18 protein-coding genes, 1 pseudogene and 2 other annotated features are annotated in these 16,845 nt (G+C 36.6%); of the genes and pseudogenes, 16 read left to right on the top strand and 3 right to left on the bottom strand.

Annotated features, from left to right (window positions below):
• Window positions 1-80 precede the first annotated feature (80 nt).
• Window positions 81-329 (top strand) — a binding site (T-box leader).
• Window positions 330-366: 37 nt separating this feature from the next.
• Window positions 367-619 (top strand) — a binding site (T-box leader).
• 60 nt (window positions 620-679) lie between these two features.
• From trpE to QFZ87_RS12240, 12 genes are all read left to right on the top strand, one after another.
• Window positions 680-2,068 (top strand): anthranilate synthase component I, encoded by a 1,389-nt coding sequence (gene trpE, locus QFZ87_RS12185; RefSeq protein WP_309861584.1) that lies wholly within the window; start codon window positions 680-682, stop codon window positions 2,066-2,068.
• Window positions 2,065-2,676, top strand: a complete 612-nt coding sequence (locus QFZ87_RS12190) for an anthranilate synthase component II (RefSeq protein ID WP_309861587.1) — start codon at window positions 2,065-2,067, stop codon at window positions 2,674-2,676. The genes trpE and QFZ87_RS12190 overlap by 4 nt, the downstream gene beginning before the upstream one ends.
• Window positions 2,648-3,676 carry an anthranilate phosphoribosyltransferase gene (gene trpD / locus QFZ87_RS12195; protein WP_309861590.1) on the top strand — a complete coding sequence of 343 codons (1,029 nt, stop codon included), beginning with the start codon at window positions 2,648-2,650 and terminating at the stop codon, window positions 3,674-3,676. Before QFZ87_RS12190 ends, trpD begins: the two co-directional genes overlap by 29 nt.
• A complete protein-coding gene (trpC, locus tag QFZ87_RS12200; RefSeq protein ID WP_309861592.1) occupies window positions 3,677-4,468 on the top strand; it encodes an indole-3-glycerol phosphate synthase TrpC in 792 nt (263 codons plus the stop codon).
• On the top strand, window positions 4,465-5,112 hold the full coding sequence (locus tag QFZ87_RS12205; RefSeq protein ID WP_309861595.1) for a phosphoribosylanthranilate isomerase: 648 nt from the start codon (window positions 4,465-4,467) through the stop codon (window positions 5,110-5,112). Before trpC ends, QFZ87_RS12205 begins: the two co-directional genes overlap by 4 nt.
• Window positions 5,087-6,286, top strand: a complete 1,200-nt coding sequence (trpB, locus tag QFZ87_RS12210) for a tryptophan synthase subunit beta (RefSeq protein ID WP_309861598.1) — start codon at window positions 5,087-5,089, stop codon at window positions 6,284-6,286. The genes QFZ87_RS12205 and trpB overlap by 26 nt, the downstream gene beginning before the upstream one ends.
• A gap of 1 nt (window position 6,287) precedes the next feature.
• A complete protein-coding gene (gene trpA / locus QFZ87_RS12215; RefSeq protein ID WP_309861601.1) occupies window positions 6,288-7,073 on the top strand; it encodes a tryptophan synthase subunit alpha in 786 nt (261 codons plus the stop codon).
• A 232-nt stretch (window positions 7,074-7,305) separates the two neighbouring features.
• On the top strand, window positions 7,306-7,722 hold the full coding sequence (locus QFZ87_RS12220; protein ID WP_309861604.1) for a hypothetical protein: 417 nt from the start codon (window positions 7,306-7,308) through the stop codon (window positions 7,720-7,722).
• A 220-nt stretch (window positions 7,723-7,942) separates the two neighbouring features.
• Entirely contained in the window at window positions 7,943-9,019 is a 1,077-nt protein-coding gene (gene mnmH, locus QFZ87_RS12225) for a tRNA 2-selenouridine(34) synthase MnmH (RefSeq protein WP_309861606.1), read from the top strand.
• A gap of 212 nt (window positions 9,020-9,231) precedes the next feature.
• Window positions 9,232-9,360, top strand: a complete 129-nt coding sequence (locus QFZ87_RS12230) for a hypothetical protein (protein WP_308083566.1) — start codon at window positions 9,232-9,234, stop codon at window positions 9,358-9,360.
• Window positions 9,361-9,388: 28 nt separating this feature from the next.
• Window positions 9,389-10,066: a response regulator transcription factor gene (locus QFZ87_RS12235; protein ID WP_309861610.1), complete on the top strand. Its 678-nt coding sequence runs from the start codon at window positions 9,389-9,391 to the stop codon at window positions 10,064-10,066.
• Between the two features lie 29 nt (window positions 10,067-10,095).
• Entirely contained in the window at window positions 10,096-11,478 is a 1,383-nt protein-coding gene (locus QFZ87_RS12240) for a HAMP domain-containing sensor histidine kinase (RefSeq protein WP_309861613.1), read from the top strand.
• 65 nt (window positions 11,479-11,543) lie between these two features.
• On the opposite strand, the gene sda is transcribed toward QFZ87_RS12240, so the two are convergent.
• On the bottom strand, window positions 11,544-11,669 hold the full coding sequence (sda, locus tag QFZ87_RS12245; protein WP_396133962.1) for a sporulation histidine kinase inhibitor Sda: 126 nt from the start codon (window positions 11,667-11,669) through the stop codon (window positions 11,544-11,546).
• A 238-nt stretch (window positions 11,670-11,907) separates the two neighbouring features.
• On the opposite strand from sda, the gene QFZ87_RS12250 reads away from it, so the two are divergent.
• The gene (locus QFZ87_RS12250; RefSeq protein WP_309861621.1) at window positions 11,908-13,548 is read left to right on the top strand and encodes an AMP-binding protein; all 1,641 of its coding nucleotides are present in this window, start codon (window positions 11,908-11,910) and stop codon (window positions 13,546-13,548) included.
• 96 nt (window positions 13,549-13,644) lie between these two features.
• Window positions 13,645-13,848, top strand: coding sequence for a DUF6501 family protein (locus QFZ87_RS12255; protein ID WP_309867835.1), 204 nt, complete (start codon window positions 13,645-13,647; stop codon window positions 13,846-13,848).
• An 81-nt stretch (window positions 13,849-13,929) separates the two neighbouring features.
• Here QFZ87_RS12255 and yidC read toward each other — a convergent pair.
• Together yidC and QFZ87_RS12265 are read right to left on the bottom strand one after the other, a co-directional pair.
• Window positions 13,930-14,720: pseudogene (yidC, locus tag QFZ87_RS12260) on the bottom strand (membrane protein insertase YidC).
• Window positions 14,721-14,749: 29 nt separating this feature from the next.
• On the bottom strand, window positions 14,750-15,043 hold the full coding sequence (locus QFZ87_RS12265; RefSeq protein WP_309861622.1) for a hypothetical protein: 294 nt from the start codon (window positions 15,041-15,043) through the stop codon (window positions 14,750-14,752).
• Between the two features lie 208 nt (window positions 15,044-15,251).
• Between QFZ87_RS12265 and QFZ87_RS12270 the strand changes: the two genes are divergently transcribed.
• Together QFZ87_RS12270 and QFZ87_RS12275 are read left to right on the top strand one after the other, a co-directional pair.
• Complete coding sequence (locus tag QFZ87_RS12270) at window positions 15,252-15,659, top strand: cation:proton antiporter domain-containing protein (protein ID WP_309861625.1); 408 nt, start codon at window positions 15,252-15,254, stop codon at window positions 15,657-15,659.
• Window positions 15,656-16,831: a cation:proton antiporter gene (locus tag QFZ87_RS12275; RefSeq protein WP_309861628.1), complete on the top strand. Its 1,176-nt coding sequence runs from the start codon at window positions 15,656-15,658 to the stop codon at window positions 16,829-16,831. The genes QFZ87_RS12270 and QFZ87_RS12275 overlap by 4 nt, the downstream gene beginning before the upstream one ends.
• Window positions 16,832-16,845: the final 14 nt, after the last annotated feature.

Here is a 16,845-nt window from a genome sequence, read left to right on the forward strand (position 1 = left end):
TTTATATTTTGAAAATTTTTTTAATAATATCCTTGACATTAGATGGGGATGTATAATAACATAATAAACAACAAAATGAATGAAGGGCATTGACGAAGAGTAGTAACTTTTACGGATTCTTTAGAGAGCTGATGGTTGGTGCAAATCAGCGTAGACGTATAAGTGAATGGACTTCTGAGCCTCCAAACCGAACCCCTATATGGGTAGTAGGCTTTGGCGAAAATCTCGTCGTTACAAGAGACAGATATTCAGGCATCTGCTTCGATATCGGTAAAGTGAGCTAAATTTTTAGCTAATGAAGGTGGCACCACGGGTCTCCCGTCCTTTTTGGATGGGGGGCCTTTTTGTATTCAAAAAATTAAATAATGTAAATCGTTGAACAAGAGGAGTACACATGTTTTATTCTTTTCAGAGAGTCGGGGTAGGTGAGAGCCCGATAAGAATGGATTTGTGGAATGGACTTGTAAGAGACATCTTGAATAATAAAGTAGGGATGTACGGAGTTCCACCGTTAAAAGGATAGGGTATCGAATTCATTTTCTGTACCTGAAAAGAGGAAGTGGATTAGTATTTCTACTTCAAAAGGAGGTGGCACCGCGATCAAAGAATCGCCCTCTATATGCGTAATTCGTTACGCATATAGAGGGCGATTTTTTATTTTTTTGGAAAGGGGTTCATTATGAAAACAAAAACAAGTCTTATTATAAATGAAATAAAGGGTGACACCCTTACACCAATCTCAATATTACAAAAAATAAGAGGTGACAAGAAATTCTTATTAGAAAGTTCCCTTAAATACAATGACACGGGGCGGTACTCGTTTATTGGTGTAGATCCAGCCTACGAACTTGTTTCCAGGGGTAAACATAATGAGATTATCAAACGGAATGGCGAAAAAGAGATATTAAGCGGAAACCCGCTAGAGGTGTTAAAAGAGCTAATCCCGGTACAGAACTCCGAGGAATTTCCCTTCCCATTTATTGGAGGAGCTATAGGTTTTGTAGGGTATGACATCATCAGACAGTTCGAAATAATTGGTGAAGAATACCGGAACGGAATGGAAATGCCGGATGTTCATTTGATGTTTTATGAAGAGGTCATCGTCTTTGATCATTTAGAAGAAAAGGTATTGATTTGCGGATTTCCACTTTCTTCTGACAGTGACAAAGAAGCGATAAAAAATAGGATGAAACAAAGAATTACAGAAATAAAACAACCTACCTTTTATCACGAGGAGGAGCCCTATCATTTATCGGAATATGTTTCAGAAACTTCAAAAGAGGATTTTATTAACAATATCAAGGTTGCAAAGGAACATATTCTTGACGGTGATATCTTCCAGATCGTACTTTCAAGACGTATGAAGTCTACCTTTAGCGGAAATCCATTGTCTCTTTACCGCAAACATCGTTCCCATAATCCAACACCATATATGTTCTATATCGAATTTGACGGATATACGGTTATTGGGTCATCACCCGAAAGCTTAATTAAAACAAATGGCAGGATAGTAATCTCCAATCCAATTGCAGGAACAAAAAAACGGGGAGAAGATCCTGAAGAAGATCAATTGATTGCTATGGAATTGCAGCAGGATGAAAAAGAGCTTGCTGAACATAAGATGCTTGTGGATCTTGGGAGAAATGATCTAGGGAAAGTTTGTGAATTTGGGACCGTCCATGTTAACAAGTATATGGCAGTTGAAAAATATCGTCATGTGATGCATCTAGTGTCAGAAGTGAGCGGTAGCCTTCTTCAAGATAAATCAGCCATTGATGCACTTGCTGCATGCCTTCCTGCTGGTACTGTTTCAGGTGCTCCTAAGGTTAGGGCGATGGAAATAATAAACAAATTGGAAAAATCAAAACGAGGCTTGTACTCTGGAGCAGTTGGTTATTTATCTGCAAATGGAAACATGGATTTTGCACTAGCTATCCGAACATTGATCTTAAAAGATGGTAATGCCTATATCCAAGCAGGTGCGGGGATTGTTTTTGATTCAGATCCAGAGTCTGAGTACCAAGAGACATTAAATAAATTAAATTCCTTCCTGGAGGGTGAAAAATGATCTTATTGATTGATAACTTCGATTCATTCACTTTTAACCTTTATCAGTATTTAGGTGAACTAGGGGAAGAATTGGTTGTTTATAGAAATAATCAGCTAACTACAGCACAAATTGTAGATTTAAACCCTAAAGCAATTATACTTTCTCCTGGTCCTGGAAAGCCGGAGGATGCAGGAATATGTATGGATGTGGTCCGAGAATTTTTTAATAAGATTCCAATTCTCGGAATCTGTCTCGGACACCAAGCCATTGGCGCAGCATTCGGAAGTGTAATTCAGAGGGCAGAAATAATAAAACATGGGAAAACATCACTGGTTACACATAATGACTGTGAACTATTTTCCGATCTTCCCGACCACTTCGAAGTCATGCGTTACCATTCCTTAATCGTGGAGGAGGTCAGTCTTCCTGAACAGCTTGAATGTATCGCGCATTCCAACGATGACCAGGTAGTAATGGCTATAAAACATAAACAATATCCTGTTTACGGACTGCAATTTCATCCAGAGTCAATTGGAACACCAACAGGAAAACAAATATTAAATAACTTCTTACTTGAAGTAGAAAGGATGAGCGGAAATGAAAAAGTACTTACTCCAGTTAGCTGAAAGGGAGTCATTCTCTGAAACCCAAATGCAAGAAGCCGTTGATTTTATTTTAGGAGAAGAAGTTTCTGAATCAGAAATTGCAGCCTTTTTAATGGGCTTGAAATCTAAAGGAGAAACAGTGGAAGAAATAACAGGTATTGTAAAAGCGATGAAAGCAAACACAGTGACATTTAAGAAGAAATTCTCAGGTGTTTTAGATAATTGTGGTACAGGTGGAGATGGTTCCTCGAGCTTCAATATCAGTACTACCTCTGCTTTTGTTATTGCTAGTGCTGGCATTCCGGTTGCTAAACATGGGAATAGAAGTGTTTCCAGCAAGACAGGAAGTGCGGATGTACTTGAGTACTTAGGGATTAATTTAAATTTATCACCAGAAAGAACCGAAGATATTCTTCATGAAATTGGAGTATCCTTTTTGTTTGCTCCGAATGTCCATCCCAAATTGAAAAAAGTTATGACAGTTAGAAAACAATTGAAAATCCCAACTGTTTTCAATTTTATTGGACCACTGACTAATCCAATGGAATTAGATTACCAATTGCTCGGTGTGTACAGAAGAGATTTACTTCCGGTATTTGCAGAAGTCTTGAATAAACTAGGTCGCAAACGTGCAACGGTAATAAATGGAGCTGGATTTATGGACGAAGCTTCACTTCAAGGGGAGAACTACATCACGGTCCTAGAGGACGGCATCATTACCAATCGGTCATTTTCCCCTGAAGAGGTTAATCTTCCTCGATATGATAACAGCTGTATAAAGGGTGGAGATTCGAAGGAGAATGCTGAACTATTAATCAACGTTTTAAAAGGTGAGAAAGGTGCCCACCGTGATACTGTACTTCTTAATTCAGGAATTGGAATCTATACAGCTGGTAAAGCAACAACCATTCATAATGGAATTGAAATAGCTAGAGAAATGATTGATTCCGGCGCTGCGTTTGAAAAGCTAAAAAAGCTGATTGAAAGAACTCAAGCAGTAGGACAGAAGGAGGCGATATAAGTGGGGACCATCTTAGATAAAATTATTGAACAGAAAAAGAGAGAGGTTCTCCTTCTCCGTGAAGGAAATCGTCCTTTACACACTAAAATACATCCCCATAGGTCTCTTATTAAAAAATTGCAAACAGCACATGAAATTTCAATAATTGCAGAATTCAAACGTGCATCACCTTCTAAAGGGGTGATTAATAATACTACTCTCCCTGCTGAACAGGCAAGATTATATGAAGAGTATGGGGCGTCTGCCATTTCTGTTTTAACAGATCATACGTTTTTTAAAGGGTCATTCACTGATTTATCGACGGTACGCGATACAGTGAATCTGCCGATTTTATGTAAAGACTTTATTATTGATCCTATACAAATTGAATTTGCTGCAGCCAATGGAGCTGATATTATCTTGTTAATTGTTGCTGCATTAGATGAAAAAAGGCTAGTTGAGCTTTATGAATATGCTAAAGGATTAGGATTAGAGGTATTGGTAGAGGTTCATAATCAAGTTGAGCTAGAAAAAGCACTTAAAACGGGTGCAAAGCTAATTGGAATAAATAATCGAGATTTAAAGACTTTTCAAGTCTCCCTAGAGGTGACCGAAAAGATGGCATCTGCTGTTAAAAGCTCTGGAGCCTTTCTCATAAGTGAAAGTGGAATCTTCCATCAAGAGGATGTTGAGAGAGTTAGAGATTCAGGAGCAAACGGCATCTTAGTGGGTGAGGCGTTAATGAAAAGTCCGGATGTGAAACAATCATTTTTAAGCTTCCGTTTGCCCTTATCAAAAGAGGTAGGAAGATGAAAGTTAAAATTTGCGGGATAACTGATGAATTAACAGGAATGGCTGCTGTCCAATTTGGAGCAGATGCAATAGGGCTCGTATTTGCTGAAAGTAAAAGAAGGATCCCAGTAGAAAGGGCAAAAGAAATTGTATTGCAACTACCGGAACAAGTTTATAAGGTAGGTGTTTTTGTAAATGAAACAAAAGAGCAAATAGAAAAAATAGCTGCCTCTGTGGGACTTACTCATATCCAATTACATGGTGACGAAACAGCTGCTTTTTCTAAATCACTATCCTTACCTGTTATTAAAGGATTTAGTTTTCAAGACAACGATAGTTTGGGAGATATGGCTAATTTTCCAAGTGACTATATTTTAATCGACAGTCCTAAAGGTAAATATAGAGGTGGAAATGGAACTACATTTGAATGGGAAAAAGTGAATCAAAAATTAATTGAGGGAAAAAAAGTAATCCTAGCGGGTGGGCTGAATATCGAAAATGTAGAACAGGCAATCCACATTATCAAACCGTTTATGGTAGATGTAAGTTCTGGAGTAGAAACGAATGGAATGAAGGATCTGGATAAAATTAAAGCCTTTATTGAAAAGGTCAAAGGTAGCTTAACGGGAGGGAAACAAAATGAACACATATACATTACCGAATGAAAAAGGACATTATGGGAAATTTGGAGGAAGATTTGTTCCTGAAACACTCATGAAAGCAGTGATTGAACTTGATGAAGCTTATAAAAAGGCAAAAAATGATCCGAGTTTCCAAGAAGAGATTAATCGATTATTAAAGGACTATGTCGGAAGAGAAACCCCTTTATATTTTGCAGAAAACCTTACAAAATATGCTGGTGGAGCAAAAATTTACTTAAAAAGAGAAGATTTAAACCATACAGGTGCACATAAAATTAATAACGCTATTGGTCAAGCATTGCTAGCTGTACGTATGGGAAAAAGAAAAATTGTGGCTGAAACGGGAGCAGGCCAGCATGGTGTAGCAACGGCTACTGTTTGTGCCCTATTAAACCTTGATTGCATTATCTTCATGGGGGAGGAAGATATCAAAAGGCAGGCATTAAATGTATTTAGGATGGAATTACTCGGTGCAAAGGTTGTTAGTGTTACATCAGGTAGTGCTACATTGAAGGATGCCGTTAATGAGGCCCTAAGATACTGGGTAGCAAATGTTGATGATACTCATTATTTATTAGGATCAGTTATGGGGCCACATCCATTTCCTCAGATGGTAAGAGACTTCCAGAGTGTTATTGGTAAAGAGACCAAGGTGCAATTTTTACAAGCCCAGGGTGTCCTTCCGGATGCTGTGGTAGCATGTATCGGCGGAGGAAGTAATGCAGCCGGGATGTTCTATCCATTTATAGAGGATGAAAGGGTCAGTCTCTATGGAGTAGAAGCAGCAGGACAGGGTGTGGATACAGAATATCACGCAGCTTCTTTAACGAAGGGAAAACCAGGAGTTTTACATGGTGCATTAATGTATTTACTGCAGGATCAAGATGGTCAAATTCAAGAAGCGCATTCGATTTCGGCTGGTCTTGATTATCCAGGTGTTGGACCAGAGCACAGCTATTTAAAGGATATCGGTCGAGCAAACTATCATTCTATTACCGATAATGAAGCACTTGATGCTTTTCGTCTTCTATCGAAGCTAGAAGGAATTATTCCAGCTTTAGAAAGTTCACATGCAGTTGCCTTTGCTGTAAAACTTGCCGCTGAAATGCAAGATACACAAAACATTGTCGTTTGTTTATCAGGACGTGGAGATAAAGATGTAGATACTGTGAAAACTAGGCTTGAAGGGGAGAAATAAAATGAATCGTTTACAACATACCTTTTCTTTATTAAAGACAAATAAGAGAAAGGCTTTCGTTCCCTACATAATGGCTGGGGATGGAGGATTAGATAATTTAGTTAATCGGATGGTATTATTAGAGAAATTCGGTGCAACGGCAATAGAACTAGGTGTACCATTTTCAGATCCAGTGGCTGACGGGCCAACCATTCAACGTGCTGGGATAAGAGCTCTTGAAAATGGGACCACTTTAAAAGGAATCATTTCAGAAGTGGCAAAAGCACGGAGGTTTGTATCTATACCTATTATTCTTATGACCTACCTTAATCCAATATATTCTTTTGGGATAGAGGCTTTTGTTAAAGAGATAAGTGATGCAGGTGTCGATGGTTGTATTATTCCAGACCTTCCTATTGAAGAGGAGGACATGATTGCACCAAATCTAGAGAATGTTGATGTGGAATTAATTCGCTTAGTCACTCCAACCACTCCTAGGGAGCGAATCAAATTAATATCCAGTAAGGGTAATGGATTTTTATATGCAGTAACTGTAAAGGGAATAACGGGGGTTAGAAATGAATATGATGCTGAATTGTATCAATTTCTAAACTCGGTACAAGAGATAAGTCTAATACCGGTGCTTGCTGGTTTTGGAATTTCCAGTGAAGAGCAAATTAATGAGTTAACCAAACACTGTGATGGGGTAATCGTAGGGAGTAAAATAGTGGATTTATTTGAGACAAACAATCTGGACGAGATGGAAGGGTTGATGTCCAGCTTTAAACAAAAATCGAAAATAATTTAAGTAAAAAAGAGGCTGACTCAAAAGCAAAGGTGTCTGACCCCACAATTCAATATCTAGTTAAAACCTAGTGAAATCTAGTCTGGATATTGTTTTTTTAGTGGTGTCAGACCCCTTATGAGTCAGCCTCTTTTTTGTACGTGTCATTTGTTACAGCCGAAAGAAGCTATATTTACTATAATTTGGTTGATGATTTTATCTTGAAAGTCAGCCTTATTATAAGGATGGGGAAATAATGAAGGCTTATGAAACGGTCATGTTTATTCATCCAGATAAGAATCCCATATCATTAATTGCTACTCAAGAGGGCATAAGTGGAATTTCTTATCAGGTACGTGTTAATTTTGAAAAAAAAAGATTTGCTTCATTAGAATGGAAATCCAATAGGTATGGTCAGCCATTTTCAAATATTAATTTGGCTAAACCAGGGAGTTTAGATGTGTTCAAAAGAGAAATTTATTCGATGAATTTATGGGATTGGAAACCTTGTTATCAAAAAGAGACAGGTATTATTCTCGGAGGAACGTACTGGTCCGTTAAATTAAAAACAAAAGGAAAGGTTTATGAAAGTGAAGGGACAGAATACTATCCTCCTAATTGGGATAAGTTCTGTCAGGAAGTTGAAAAGTTAACAGGTACACCATTTCGCTAATTGAAGATGGAATGATACGATAGGCATATTCTACTTCTTGATAGTGATATCTAACTCCTATATAATATAGTTATACGTATTATGAAATCTTTCTTAGAATACGTAATTTATTCGTTCGATAGGTCTTGTTATGTTTGAAACTTCCCGTTGTGGAAGTTTTGTTTGTTTCTAAACAAATATTTTATGGGGATGACCCATTTTCTGTAGGAGTGCAATATAGATGAAAGAAATTACTGTTGAAAATCTTTTTACGCTAAAATCCCCAATTATTATTGATATACGTTCGCCGATTGAGTTTAAAGACGGTGCGATACCTGGAGCAATTAATGTCCCATTATTTTCAGATGAAGAGCGGCATGAGATTGGTATTATCTACAAGCATGAAGGTCAGGCTGCAGCAAAGTGGAGAGCAATGGAACTCATCTCACCTAAAATCCCCAAATTGTTACATACCATTAAAGACCATCATACCAATGGGGAATTAGTCATCCATTGTTGGCGTGGTGGGATGCGAAGTAATGCAGTTGTGACTTTCCTGGAATTTGCGGGGATATATGCGTGGCGGTTAATCGGTGGGTATAAAGCATATAGACACCATATACTTGAAAAAATACCGACAATCATTCCCCAAAATGCAGTAGTAATCCATGGAATGACAGGTGTAGGAAAAACAGAGGTGCTAAAGCTTCTGAAACAAAGGAGTTATCCAATCTTAGATCTTGAAGAGATGGCTGGGCATCGTGGGTCAATTTTTGGCACCATTGGTCTAGGTGAGGGTCATAACCAAAAAACTTTTGACTCGCTCTTATTTAAAGGGCTTCAGGAAATACAAGGATCAAATTATTTTCTTGTTGAGGCCGAAAGTAAACGAATTGGAAAAGCTGTTCAACCTGAGGAGCTAATGGATATCAAATTTAAGGGGATAAATATTTATATTCATTCTCCTCTTGAACAAAGAGTGCAGCAACTAATTTCCGAATATGTACTGCCATATGAGAATGAACCATGGTATGAGAGTAAAATATCAAGTAATATAGAGAAGGTATTAAAACGAGTCAGGGATTTGGAAGTAAGAAGCAAACTATTAGGCTATTTAGATGAAAAAAACTATCACGAATTAATTCAAATCCTACTGGAACATTATTACGACCCTCGTTATGATCATGCAAGACAAGAATACGAAGGAGAATTCTACGATATTTTTGCCGATAACCCGGTTGATGCAGCCGAAAAAGTTGAAAAAAAGCTTACTGACCTATCCTTTCGAGCACAAATCGAAACAAATAAATTCATGTAATACTTAAAACTCGGCTAAGAAGAGGCGGACTCAGAAAATGAGTCTGCCTTTTCTTTATCATATACTTTCTAAGAAAATTCTAATCTCCCTCTCATCATGGTCTCCTTTCAAAAAGGTAAAATGTTTTTATTAATCCTTTTAATCCACCTACTTCTTCCCTACCAATTATTCCATGTGTATGTTTCAAAATGTATAGTAAGGAGGAATGTAACATGTTATGGGTTAGACTAATTATGGTTGGATTTTTCTCTTTAACAGCACTTTCTCTCATGTCATATCAATCAGTTGAAATTCTTCATGCATTTATTGATTTTTTTAAAGACAAACATCAGTTAAAATAGTAATCAAAAATGAATTGAGCGTGGATGTATGCAAAATATACTAATTATTGAAGATGAAAAGAATTTAGCTAGATTTATTGAGCTTGAACTGAATCATGATGGTTACAACACCACCGTTTCAGCAAATGGACGAAGTGGATTAGAATTGGCTCTCTCAAAAACTTGGGATGCCATTCTACTCGATTTAATGCTTCCAGAATTAAATGGAATGGAGGTGTGCCGTAGAATTAGACAGGCGAATAAAACGATTCCCATCATTATGATAACGGCAAGAGACAGTGTACTTGATCGTGTTTCTGGATTAGATAGTGGGGCAGATGATTATATAGTTAAGCCATTTGCTATTGAAGAATTATTGGCGAGATTAAGGTCCTTGTTTCGAAGAATAGAGGCAATCAATTCAAATGAATTAACAACGCTCACCTTTAAGGATTTAGAAGTAGAACTTGAATCATGTATTGTAAAAAAAGCAGGAAAAATAATTGGTCTTACTAAGCGAGAGTTTGACTTATTAATTATTTTTATGAGTAATATTAACATTGTATTAACAAGAGAAGTCCTATTAAATAAAGTCTGGGGTTACAGTACTGGTGTAGAAACCAACGTTGTAGATGTATATGTCCGATATTTAAGAAACAAAATAGATGATCAAGTTAATGGAAGCTACATTCATACAGTACGCGGTACAGGATATGTAATGAGATGATTAAGAAAATAACACGAATATTTAATAGATTGCCATGGCAAACCAAATTGGTGCTAAGTGGTTCATCAGCCATTTTTCTGACGTTCTTCTTGTTTAGTTTTTTAGAATATCATACTGTTTCGAAATGGATGATGAATCGTGAGGAAATGGCTATTAATCGAACGATTAAGGATATTGCCACCTTTTATAAAGCAAGGGCGGAAACGTTAAACCGTACTGATATAATTGATAGTGATGACTTTTTAAGGAACATGAATGACAAAGACCAATTAATTCGAGTCTATGACAATAAGGGGAATATTCTAGTATCTGATAAAAACGGTAACTTTCCTGTACTGGAGCCTGTTCCGACGAGGGTTAGTACAACCGATAGGATTTCAATTGAGGGAAAAGAGGCTATTGTAGCAAGATACCCAATCAATGGAGACAAATTTAAAGGGACACTAGAGGTTGTCCGTCATTTAAATAACTATCATAAAATGATGAGCAATCTCTTTTGGGTAATGACTATCTTTGGAATCGCAGCAATCCTATTTAGTGCTATTAGCGGCCTAATCCTTGCTAAACAGTTGCTCCGGCCTGTTAGACGGTTAGCAAGAGGAATGAAAAAAATAAAGGAAGATGGCTTTCAGGGAAGAGTAGAGGTCTATAAACAAAAGGATGATTTAACTGAACTTACAAATGTGTTTAATGAAATGATGGACGAAATTGAAAAATCCTTCCAGGCCCAAAAACAATTTGTAGAGGATGCTTCTCATGAACTAAGGACACCTGTTTCTATTCTGGAGGGCCACCTTTCCTTATTAAATCGGTGGGGAAAAAAGGATCCTGTTATTTTAGAAGAATCATTAGATGCTTCATTACAAGAACTATCAAGATTAAAAAAGTTAATTAACGACCTCTTAGTGTTAACACGTGCAGAAAACCAAAGAGTTGTAACTGCTGAGAAATCAGATATTGTTGACCTTGTTCTAAAAATAATTAGTAAACTTGAAATCATTCATCCGGATTATCAGTTTGAAATTAAAATGGAAAAGCATTTACCAATGATTTCTATTGCAGAACATCATTTTGAACAAATATTAATTATTTTATTAGATAATTCAATAAAGTACTCGAATGGGAATAAAATAATCTCTATTTCTGCAGTCCGAGAAGAGGGGGATGTGATTGTCTCTGTTTCAGATCAAGGGATTGGGATTGCTAATGAGGATATCCCAGACGTGTTTAACCGTTTTTATCGAGTAGATAAAGCACGTGTTCGTGAAAACGGTGGTACGGGTTTAGGCCTTTCTATTGCTAAGCAGCTAGTAATAAAATACAATGGGTCAATATTAATTGAAAGTAAAGAAGGTATTGGAACAAAAGTGAGTATTTCTATACCAATCGTCGCTAATAAAGGGGAATCTTGATACCAAGGATAAAAATGAAAAAAAACCGCTGAAATATGTTTCAGCGGTCTTTCAATGTTAGAAAGCTAACGTTTCTTAATCGGCCTTAGTCCACGACGTTGAATCTCATCTTTTAGAATCTTAATCCATTCCTTTTCCTTACCTGACTTTAATGCATCCCGATACGAAACAACCAATTGCTCGTTACTCATAATTTTCAAGTTAAGAAGTCCTCCTTGGAATGTGGATTGAATATTCAGTTTTTATTATTGTAATGGTTTTCATCCACTTTGAGAACCCTTATTTATCATTTTTTTTAAGGTTCACAAACTTGTAAAAAAAGGAAAAATATATTTTAAAAATATTGAATATTCTCATAAATATGGTAACATACTTTTGAAAGCGTTTTAATTTGTCGCTTGGTTTACTTGTATTGAGGGGGATGAAAAAATGACAGCTTTATTAAATTGTACTATTGGAAAATTATTAGAAGAAAAAGCAGAATTACATCCAGACCATACAGCAGTAATCTATTCAGATCGAAATTTAAGATGGACCTATCGTGAATTTGACAGTATTTGCAGAAAAGCGGCTAAGGGCTTTATGAAGCTTGGTATAGATAAAGGGGAACAATTAGCAGCGTGGTCGAGTAACACTCCTGAATGGCTTGTAACCCAATTTGCTACAGGTAAAATGGGGGCTGTTTTGGTTACTGTGAATACCAACTATCGTACAGCTGAACTCGAGTATTTATTAAAACAATCTGATTCTACTACCATTCTTTTAATGGATATTTGGAAGGATTCATCTTATATAGATATGATTTACGAAATTGTTCCTGAATTGAAGAACGCAGAACCTGGGAAGGTGAATAGTAGCAGACTTCCTTTTTTAAAGAATGTAATTGTTCTTGGTGATAAGAAGTATCCAGGTACCTTTTCCTGGGAGGATATCATGCTACTGGGTGAAGAGGTCACCGATGAAGAATTAAACCGACGGATGGACTCCCTAGAGCCTGATGATGTGATTAATATGCAGTATACCTCTGGGACTACTGGATTTCCAAAAGGTGTTATGCTCACACATTACAACATCGTCAATAACGGATTTAATATTGCTAATTGCATGAAACTGACTGTTGAAGACAGGCTTTGTATCCCTGTCCCATTTTTTCATTGCTTTGGTTGTGTCCTTGGTACGATGGCATGTGTTTCTGTCGGTGCAACAATGGTTCCAGTTCAAGATTTTAATCCGAAAAAAGTGCTTCAAACGGTTCAAGATGAAAAGTGTACCGGCCTCCATGGTGTGCCAACGATGTTTATTGCAGAACTGAATGAGCCAGATTTTGATAATTATGACCTATCAACGTTGCGAACAGGTATTATGGCAGGATCCAACTGTCCGATTGAGGTAATGAAGGCTGTCATTGAAAAAATGGGCGTTAGAGAAATAACGATTGCCTATGGACAAACAGAATCTTCACCTGTTATTACCCAAACCAGGACTGACGATCCAATAGAATTACGAGTCGAATCAGTTGGGAAAGCACTTCCAAACGTTGAGGTGAAAATTGTTAAACCTGGATCAAACCAAGAAGTGGAACGAGGTGTGCAGGGGGAACTATGCACAAGAGGTTACCATGTAATGAAGGGATATTATAAAAATTCAGCAGCAACAAATGATGCAATTGATCAGGATGGATGGTTACATACGGGTGATTTAGCCATTATGGATGAAAATGGATATTGCAAGGTTACTGGTCGTTTGAAGGATATGATTATCAGAGGAGGAGAAAATATTTATCCTCGTGAGATTGAGGAGTTTCTCTATTCCCATCCGAAAATACTCGATATCCAAGTGATAGGTGTTGCAGACGAAGTGTACGGTGAGGAAGTTATGGCGTGGATCATATTAAAAGAGGGAGAAAAAGCATCTGCAGATGAGATTAAGGAATATTGTATTGGTAAGATTTCTAAGCATAAAATCCCTAACTACATTGAGTTTACAGAGTCATTTCCAATGACTGCATCAGGAAAAATTCAAAAATACCGGTTACGAGAGAATGCTAGAAATGTAGTGGCAAAGCATTAATTTTTTCAAGGGTAGATGAAGGGATATTGTTGCGTATCAAGGGTTGTATTGATTATACTAATAATTGGACAAAGACGGAAAGGAACGATGGCAACAATGATTCATTTATCATGGCGTGAGCGGGAAACCGTTAAGAAAGTAAAATGCGTTCATACAGAGGCGGAGAAATACCTGGTCAACAATGCACTGACAGCAGGGAAGATTTATGATGTAAAAAATGAAACTGAGGAATTTTATTATATCATTGACAATACTGGTAAAGTCGGTGGCTTTTACAAGGATTACTTTCAAGATGTATAAATTGATTCATTTTCACTAGAGGGGAAATAGTACGGAAAAAAGATGCCTGGTACGAGTACCAGGCATCTTTTTGTTATCCTTTTATTTTTGTTTAACTTGTACTTCAGGTTTTTTGCTTTGATATAGGCTGCGGCTAATGAAGGTTTGAACAATTAAAAATGTACCCCCTACAACCCAATAAAGAGGGAGGGCGGCAGGTGCATTAAAAGAGAACATAACAATCATTAATGGAGAAAGCAAGCCCATATACTTCATTTGTTCCTGCTGTTGTGTCGGCATATTGGATTGGGATACTTTAAATTGAAAAATAATAAATTAGCCCAGCAATAATGGTAATGACTATATCAGGATGTCCAAGACTAAACCATAAAAATTCGTGTGTCTTAATCTCCTCAGAACCTCTAATCGCATAATAGAAGCCAGTTAAAATAGGCATTTGTATGAGAATAGGTAGACAGCCCATATTTAGTGGATTGACACCATGCTTTTGATAAAGGCCCATCATTTCTGCTTGAAGTTCTTGTTTTTTCTTAGGATCTTTTTCGGCCTTCATTTTCTTTTGAATAACATCCATCTCAGGTTTTAGTACATCCATTTTTTCTTTCATAGCCATTTGATTCTTATATTGTTTTAACATTAAAGGCATTAGGATAAGTCGTATAATCAAGGTTACAAGAATAATCGCTAATCCGTAATTTCCACCAAAAAAATCTGCTACTGAATGAATGGTAAATGAAAATGGATTCACAAAATAAGTATGGAAAAATCCGTCGTTTTTACCGCTTTGAGTCTGAGCTGAACAAGCGAGATAATAGGAATGTTGTAATAGTTAGAATAGAGATAATTATAAGTGAAGAACGTTTCGTTTTCATATTTCCTCCTAAAGTGTGTTAGTGTTTTTTTAAAATGAAAATAGGAAGGAAATTGGTTCTTCAGAATCATCCTTTGAACATTCTTTTCTACGAATATATTTAACAATTCTATTTAATATCATATTGCCATTTAAACAGCTTTTTTTTCGGTAAAAAAACAAAGGCTGGATCATTTTTGTGTCGGCAGGATTAGTTTGAGAACCATTAAATGAATATTCAACGCCCCATGCCCATAAAAATTTTAATGTAATACCTACGTATATACTGACGTATAGCGCGTTTAAGGCATGAATATCTGAATGATCGATGAGCAATTGAAACAAAAATAATCACCTCTTTTAAATGCCAATGATATGAGTATAAAGGAGAATAGGTAAAGAATCAATTTATTGTTTGGCATAATACCAGAATATGAAGAGTTTGCTAAAGTTTTTCAAACTTATTAAGAGGATGTTGTTTAAGTTTTTACTTTTAACAAATATTAAGTAAGATTAACTGTACTTTTTTCTAAATAGAGTAAGGTGGTGCCACGTGGAGCATCTAGATTTACATCTTATTTTTGTGATGTCTTTATTTCTTGTTATGATTGCGGCGGGTATTACGGCGATTGCCAAGAAATTTAAGCAACCATACCCTATTGCTTTAGTGATCGTAGGGGCTTTGATCGGTTTAATCAATTTTCCTACGTTAGAGCCATTAAAGAACTTTATTACACAAGGAGAAGTATTCCATTTTGTCATTGTCACTTTGTTTTTACCAGCCCTGTTAGGTGAAGCATCGTTAAAACTACCTTTTGACGAGTTGAAGACCAATAAGATCCCTATACTTTCTCTGGCATTTGGTGGAACATTATTGTCGTTCCTCATTGTTGGTTTCTCGACCTATTATCTTTTGGGCTTAACAATTACAGCAGCCTTTGTATTTGGGGCTTTGATTTGAGTGCTACCGACCCGGTAAGTGTCTTAAGTATTTTTAAAAGCATCGGTGTAAATAAAAGATTGGCAATAGTCGTAGAAGGAGAAAGCTTATTCAACGATGGAATGGCAGTGGTTCTTTTTCAACTTTCTGCATTTTATTTATTATCCTATATAGACTTAGGGTGGGAAGGGTTAGGTCTAGGAGCATGGACTTTTGTGAAAGTCATATTCCTTGGCTTACTAATCGGGGGAGCACTTGGATATGGGTTTTCAATTTTAACAAAGTTCTATGATGATTATCCTCTTGAGATTATTTTCAGTATTATTTTATTTTATGGATCTTATCTTTTAGCTGAAAGTATACATGCTTCTGGAGTCATAGCTGTTGTTGTTGCTGCGATGATTTTTGGTAATTTTGGTGCAAGAATTGGAATGACTCCTACTACCAAATTAAATATCGGGAATTTTTGGGACGTCGCCGCTCTACTAGCGAATTCAATTGTTTTTTTAATGGTAGGGCTTGAAATAACAAGAATTGGGATCTTTAATAAATGGGGAACAATTTTTGCAGCAATAGGTATTGTTTTGGTAGCGAGAAGTGTGGCAGTCTATGCAAGTTTAGCATTCATCAAAAATTTTCCTCATTCCTGGAAACATATCATTAATTGGGGTGGACTAAAGGGTTCATTATCGATTGCACTAGCATTGAGCCTTCCTTACGATTTCAAGGGAAGAGATGAGTTATTAGTATTAACTTTTTTCGTGGTTTTCTTCTCCCTGGTTGTTCAAGGCTTATCAGTGAAAACACTAATCAGAGTTCTTGGTGTAAACCCAAAAGTAGAAGCGGCCAGTGAATATGAGTATTTAATAACCAAAATTCATCAATTTGAAGCTGCAATTGAAGAAATTCACAAAGTGAGAAAGAGGCTTTTTATTACGGAATCACTTTCTAATGAGCTTGTTAAGGAGTATGAAGATAAAAAGGGATCCGTTGAAAAACAGATTCAAAAATTATATCAGGATCATATTGAATTAAAAGAAAATCAAAAAAATTTACTTTTAAGGCAGGCATTGTATGCTGAATACGAAGCGATCAGTGATTTATCTAGAGATGATGTTATCTCAAATGAAGTAGCAGACAAGGAGCGTGCCAAAATTATGGATGTACTAGTGAATCTCGACGAAGAACATTAATAACAAAAAGGCTG

Source organism: Bacillus sp. SLBN-46 (assembly GCF_031453555.1).
In the GTDB taxonomy this organism is placed as follows: domain Bacteria; phylum Bacillota; class Bacilli; order Bacillales; family Cytobacillaceae; genus Neobacillus.